Origin of the sequence: Sphingomonas parapaucimobilis NBRC 15100, from assembly GCF_000787715.1 — a bacterium.
Classification (GTDB): domain Bacteria; phylum Pseudomonadota; class Alphaproteobacteria; order Sphingomonadales; family Sphingomonadaceae; genus Sphingomonas; species Sphingomonas parapaucimobilis.
Genome location: NZ_BBPI01000047.1, coordinates 1 through 5,962, shown reverse-complemented (window position 1 = coordinate 5,962; position 5,962 = coordinate 1). Strand labels below are relative to the sequence as shown.

Below are 5,962 nucleotides of genomic sequence, written 5' to 3'. Positions count from 1 at the left end.
ATCCTTCTTCGCGCCATCGCGGCTTCGCGTGAACAATCGACCCCCTCGCTTTGAGACAGCGAAACCCCCCGCTTGCCTGCCCGCCCTTGTCCGCTAAGGCTCGGCCGCGATGGAGTACAACAGGCGCAACATCTTGGTCGGCGGAGGGCTTGGCGCTGGCTTGGTCGTCGCCTGGGGCCTCTGGCCGCGCGCCTACCCGCCCAGCCTGACGGTGGAGCCGGGCGAGCAGGCGTTCGGGGCGTGGCTGAAGATCGGGCGCGACGGCATCGTCACCGTGGCGGTGCCGCAGGCCGAGCATGGTCAGGGGATCGCCACCACGCTGGCCCAAGTGGTCGCCGACGAGCTGGGCGCGGACTGGCGTACCGTCGCGGTCGAGCCCGCCCCTATCAGCCCGCTCTACGCCAATCCGGTCGGGGTCGATTCGCTGTTCGAGGGGGCGTTCGGCCGGCTGCCGGAGGGCCTGCGCGACGAATGGCTGCGGCGCGACCGGGTGATGCTGACCGCCGGGTCCAGCAGCTTGCGCATGTTCGAGGGGCCTGCCCGCGCTGCCGCCGCGACCGCGCGCGGGCTGATGGCGCAGGCGGCCGCCCGGCGCTGGGGTGTGGACTGGAGCGAGTGCGAGGCGAGGGACGGCTTCATCGTCCATGGCGACAAGCGGCTGCGCTTCGCCGAACTGGCCGAGGCGGCGGCGGGCGAGACGGTGCCGCATCCCCTGCCGCTGGGCAGCGGCGGGGCCGGACGGCTGGCGGGCAAGGACGTGCCCCGGCTTGATTCGCCCGCCAAACTCGATGGTTCGGCCAATTTCACCGCCGACATCCGCCTGCCCGACATGCTCCACGTCGCGCTGCGCCATGCGCCGCTGGGCCGCACGCGTGCCATCCGCATCGACCGCACGGCGGCGATGAAGGTGCCGGGCGTCGTCGAGGTGATCGAGGGCGAGGACTGGGTCGCGGTCGCCGCCGGCAGCTGGTGGGTCGCGCAAAAGGGCCTCGACGCGGCGGCCCCGCGTGCCGTCAGCGACGGGGCGGTGCCGACGACGCAGGCCATCGTGCAGGGACTGGAGGCGGCGCTCAGGCAAGAAGGCCGCACCGTTCTGACGCGCGGCGATGTCGCGGCGGGGCTGGAGGGGCCGGGACTGATCCAGGCGCGCTACCGAGTCGGCACCGGCGTCCATGCCGCGATCGAGCCGCGCGCGGCGGTGGCGGCATGGCAGGATGGCGGGCTGGAGCTGTGGGTCCCGACCCAGGCCCCCGAGGCTGCGCGCAAGGTCGCGGCGCGGGCGGCGGCGACCCCTGAGGACCGGGTGGTCGTCCACGCCATGCCGATCGGCGGCGGTTTCGGCCTGGGGCTGGAACAGGACGCGGTGGCGCAGGCGGCGATGATCGCGGCCAGGTTGAAGCGGCCGGTCAACGTCCAATGGTCGCGCACCGAGGATCTGCGTCGCGACGCTTATCGTGCCCCCGCCATGGCCCGGATGACCGCGCGGCTGGAGCAGGGCAAGCTGGTCGGTTGGCGCGGTCGGATCGCGACGCCCTCGACCGGCGCGGCGCTGGCCGAGCGGGTGATGCCCGCCGGGCTGGTCCGCTGGGGGATGCGCGGAGGCGACGCCTATGCGATGGGCGGGGCTGTGCCGCCCTATGCGATCCCCGCGCTGGCGGTGCATCATCACGACGCGGGGCTGCCCCTGCCGACCGGCCATGTGCGCGGGGGCGCACATGTCGCGAACTGCTTCATCACCGAATCCTTCATCGACGAATGCGCGCGGGCGGCGGGGGCCGATCCGCTGGCGTGGCGGATCGCGATGCTGGGGGACGAACCCCGACTGGCGCGGTGCCTGTCGACCGCGGCTTCGCTGGGCGGCTGGGAAGGCGGCGCGGTCGGTAGCGGGCAGGGCGTCGCCGCGCATGGCTTTCGCGGCAGCTATGTCGCGGTGATGGCGGAGACGCACCGGGACGAAAGCGGACGGCCGGTGGTCGACCGGCTGGTCGCCGCCATCGACTGCGGTCGGGTGGTGAACCCCGATATCGTACGCCAGCAGGTCGAGGGCGGGCTGATCTTCGGCCTGGCCGCCTTGCGCGGCGGGGCGGTCGGGTTCGATCGTGGCTGGGCCGCACCGTCGCGACTGGGTGCGCTGAACCTGCCGCGACTCGCCGATACGCCCGACATCACGGTCGAAATCCTGTCCTCCGACGAGGCCCCCGGCGGGGTGGGCGAACTGGCGGTGCCGCCCGTCGCGCCCGCCATCGCCAATGCGCTCGCCACCCTGCCGGGCTTCCCACGGATACGAAGCCTGCCGATGGAGTTGTCCGCCTGATGCTGCCGCCCGACCATCCCCCCGTCCCGCGCCCCAAGATCGGCGTGCTCCTGATGAATCTGGGCACGCCCGACGCGCCCGATCCGAAATCGGTGAAGCGCTATCTGGGCGAGTTCCTGTCGGATCGCCGTGTCATCGAGATTCCGGCCTTGCTGTGGCAGCCGATCCTGCGCGGCATCATCCTGAACACCCGGCCGAAGAAATCCGCCCACGCCTATTCGCTGGTGTGGCGCGAGGATGGCTCGCCGCTGGCCGCGATCACGCGCGCGCAGGCGGTGGCGCTGAAGGATGCGTTCGGGCCGGGCGTGATGGTCGACTGGGCGATGCGCTATGGCCGTCCCGCCATTGCCGACCAGGTGAAGGCGATGAAGGAGGCGGGATGCGAGCGTATCCTGCTGGCCCCGCTCTATCCGCAATATTGCGCGGCGACGACCGCCACCGCCAATGACCGGGCCTTCGCGCATCTGGCGACGATGCGCTGGCAGCCTGCGATCCGCACCCTGCCGCCCTATTATGACGATGCGCTCTATATCGATGCGCTGAAGACCCAATTGCAGGGGCAACTCGCCGCGCTCGACTTCGAGCCCGAGGCGGTGGTCGCCAGCTTCCACGGGATGCCGCAGCGGACGCTGGAACTGGGCGATCCCTATCACTGCCATTGCCGCAAGACCGCACGGCTGCTGGGCGAGGCGATGAAGGATACGCTGGGCGACCGCGAACTGCTGGTCGCGTTCCAGTCGCGATTCGGGCGCGCTAAATGGCTGGAGCCCGCGACCGACACGGTGCTCGAATCGCTGCCGGGGCGCGGCATCCGCAAGGTGGCAATCCTGGCACCGGGCTTTTCCGCCGACTGTATCGAGACGCTGGAAGAACTGGCGATTCGCGGACGCGAAAGTTTCGAGGGGGCAGGCGGGACCCATTTCGCCTATCTCCCGTGCCTTAACGACAGTGATGTCGGTGTCGCGATGCTACGCGGATTGATCGAACGCGAGCTTCAGGGCTGGTTGCCGTAACGTAATATTGCGTTTCACCCGGTGTTCGCCATTGCGGATGGCGTGTGCCCCTTTTAAGCCACAATCTCATTTGGGAGAGGTTGAATGGCACGGGTCGCGATTGTGACGGGTGGTACGCGCGGTATTGGCGAGGCGATCAGCCTGGCGCTGAAGGAGGCGGGCATCATCGTCGCCGCCAACTATGCGGGCAATGACGAGCGCGCGCGCGAATTCTCGGAGCGCACCGGGATCAAGGCCTATAAATGGGACGTCGCCGACTATGACGCGGTGCAGGCCGGTGTCGCACAAGTCGCCGAGGACCTCGGCCCGGTCGACATCGTCGTCAACAATGCGGGCATCACCCGCGACGGCACGCTGCTGAAGATGACCTACCAGATGTGGAAGGAGGTCATGGACACCAACCTGGGCGGTTGCTTCAACATGGCCAAGGCGGTGTTCCCCGGCATGCGCGAGCGCAAATGGGGTCGGATCGTCAATATCGGTTCGATCAACGGGCAGGCGGGCCAGTACGGCCAGGTCAATTATGCCGCCGCCAAGTCGGGCATCCATGGCTTCACCAAGGCGCTGGCGCAGGAAGGCGCGCGGGTCGGCGTGACCGTGAACGCGATCGCGCCGGGCTATATCGACACCGATATGGTCGCCGCCGTCCCCGCCGACGTGCTGGAGAAGATCGTCGCCAAGATCCCGGTCGGACGGCTCGGCCAGGCGCATGAGATCGCGCGCGGCGTCGCCTTCCTCTGCTCGGACGAGGCGGGCTTCGTCACCGGTTCGACCCTGTCGATCAACGGCGGCCAGCATATGTATTGAGTCTGATACCATCCTCACAAGCCGTTCGCGCTGAGCGAAGTCGAAGCGCACGCCAGACGTTTGCCACTTGGCGAGGTCTTGTCCCTTGGCCTTCGACTTCGCTCAGGCTGAACGGAGGTTTTGTTACATTCGCCCCTCGGGGCAGGGGTAGGTAGCAGCAAGAACGCCGACCTCCGGGGGGAGATCGGCGTTCCGCCTCGATACGCTACGCGAGAAAACGGGGGCGGGTGGGGCAGATACAGGCTCCGCCCGCCCGAACTGTTTAGCGGCAATAACCCGGACGGCCCGACCGCTCGATCGCGCGGCCCGCCAATGCGCCACCCGCACCGCCGATCAGCGTGCCCAGCGTGCGGTCGCCATCGGTGTCGATGGTCCGGCCCAGCAGGCCGCCCGCCACCGCGCCGACGATCGTGCCGGTCGTACCCGAACGGCGGCACTTGCTGGCCTGATATTCGGCGCGCGCGCCGTCGTTATAGCCGCGATAATAGCGATCGGAATGAGGCGCCCGGCGATAGCGGTGCGCATCGGCAGCGGTCGCGGGCAGCACGGCGCCACCGATCATCGCCATTGCGGTCGCCGCCAGGGTCAGGGTCTTCATCATGGTCTCACTCCCGAAACTCGTGTCGATCGACGGTCCCGTCCGTCGTCGTTGCACCGCTTCTGGCCGATTCGCGTTGAGCGTTTCCTGAATGCCGCCGTTATCCGCCGTTCATGCAAAAGCGGGACGGCGGCCCCGGACGAGGGGCTGTCGTGCTGCGCCGCAGCGCCTATGAGGCGGCATGCGTATCCTGTTGTCCTGCCTGTTGATATTGGCCCTGGTGCCGGGATGGTCGGGCGAGCAGCGCCTGCCGCTGTTCGAGGGCAGGCCGCAGATGGACGTGCGCCGCGTCGATCTCGACCCGCGCGATCCGTCGCGCCGGGCGTTGGGCGCGCTGACCTATCTGGGCGGTATCGTGCTGACCAGCCGCTTGCCCGCCTTTGGCGGCTATTCCTCGCTGGCGGTGGCGGGGGACCATTTCCTGCTGCTGAGCGACGGCGGCAATGTCGTGCGGTTTCGCATGGGGGCGGACTGGACGCCGCACGACCTGCGTTTCTCCAACCTGCCCTCAGGCCCCGGCACGGGATGGGAGAAGCGGGATCGCGACAGCGAATCGCTGGCCGTCGATCCGAAGACGGGGCAGCTTTGGGTCGGGTTCGAGGGGTATAACCAGATCTGGCGCTATGCGCCCGGCTTTGCCCGGGCAGAGGGCTATGTCGCTCCGCAGGGGATGAAGACCTGGCCGAAAAACGGCGGCGCCGAATCGCTGGCGCGGATGCCCGATGGGCGCTTCGTCACGATTTCCGAAGAAGCCAGGGTCCGGCGCAAATCATGGCGTGGCGGCGACGAGTCGCGCCGCAACAGCCGTCAGGCACTGATCTTTCCCGGCGATCCGTTGGAAGGCCATGCCCGCCGCTTCGCCTATCGGGTGTCGCCCAGATATGACGTCGCCGATGCGGCAGCGCTGCCCGACGGGGCGCTGGTCGTTGTCGAGCGACGTTTCCGGCTGCCATTTCGCTTCTCGAATCGGATCATGCTGATCTCCGCCGACCAGATCACGCCCGGCCGGGTGGCGCGGGGGCGGTTGATCGCCGAACTCGATTCGCCGCTGATCCACGACAATTTCGAGGGGGTGGCGGTGACGCAGGAGGGCGGGGCGACGATCCTGTGGCTGGTGTCGGACGACAACCAGCTGATCTTGCAGAAGAGTTATCTGCTGAAGTTTCGACTGGATCGTGCTGCGATTCGTTGAGGGGGTAGGGCGTGGGCTTCGACTTCGTTAGAGTCGAA

General features: G+C 68.5%; 5 protein-coding genes. 4 read left to right on the top strand and 1 reads right to left on the bottom strand.

Annotation, left to right across the window (positions count from 1 at the left end):
- Positions 1–109 precede the first annotated feature (109 nt).
- From SP5_RS08965 to phbB, 3 genes are all read left to right on the top strand, one after another.
- Positions 110–2,314, top strand: coding sequence for a xanthine dehydrogenase family protein molybdopterin-binding subunit (locus SP5_RS08965; RefSeq protein WP_042487245.1), 2,205 nt, complete (start codon positions 110–112; stop codon positions 2,312–2,314).
- On the top strand, positions 2,314–3,327 hold the full coding sequence (gene hemH, locus SP5_RS08960) for a ferrochelatase (protein ID WP_042487242.1): 1,014 nt from the start codon (positions 2,314–2,316) through the stop codon (positions 3,325–3,327). The genes SP5_RS08965 and hemH overlap by 1 nt, the downstream gene beginning before the upstream one ends.
- Positions 3,328–3,411: 84 nt before the next feature.
- Positions 3,412–4,134 (top strand): acetoacetyl-CoA reductase, encoded by a 723-nt coding sequence (gene phbB / locus SP5_RS08955; protein ID WP_042487240.1) that lies wholly within the window; start codon positions 3,412–3,414, stop codon positions 4,132–4,134.
- Between the two features lie 262 nt (positions 4,135–4,396).
- Here phbB and SP5_RS08950 read toward each other — a convergent pair whose 3' ends face one another.
- Positions 4,397–4,735, bottom strand: a complete 339-nt coding sequence (locus SP5_RS08950) for a glycine zipper 2TM domain-containing protein (protein WP_042487237.1) — start codon at positions 4,733–4,735, stop codon at positions 4,397–4,399.
- A 178-nt stretch (positions 4,736–4,913) separates the two neighbouring features.
- Between SP5_RS08950 and SP5_RS08945 the strand changes: the two genes are divergently transcribed.
- Positions 4,914–5,924, top strand: a complete 1,011-nt coding sequence (locus SP5_RS08945; protein WP_042487234.1) for an esterase-like activity of phytase family protein — start codon at positions 4,914–4,916, stop codon at positions 5,922–5,924.
- Positions 5,925–5,962: the final 38 nt, after the last annotated feature.

Excerpts from the sequence above, each read along its gene's own strand:
- phbB (WP_042487240.1), top strand. The coding sequence starts at position 3,412 with ATGGCACGGGTCGCGATTGTGACGGGTGGTACGCGCGGTATTGGCGAG.
- SP5_RS08945 (WP_042487234.1), top strand. The coding sequence starts at position 4,914 with ATGCGTATCCTGTTGTCCTGCCTGTTGATATTGGCCCTGGTGCCGGGA.
- hemH (WP_042487242.1), top strand. The coding sequence starts at position 2,314 with ATGCTGCCGCCCGACCATCCCCCCGTCCCGCGCCCCAAGATCGGCGTG.
- SP5_RS08965 (WP_042487245.1), top strand. The coding sequence starts at position 110 with ATGGAGTACAACAGGCGCAACATCTTGGTCGGCGGAGGGCTTGGCGCT.
- SP5_RS08950 (WP_042487237.1), bottom strand. The coding sequence starts at position 4,735 with ATGATGAAGACCCTGACCCTGGCGGCGACCGCAATGGCGATGATCGGT.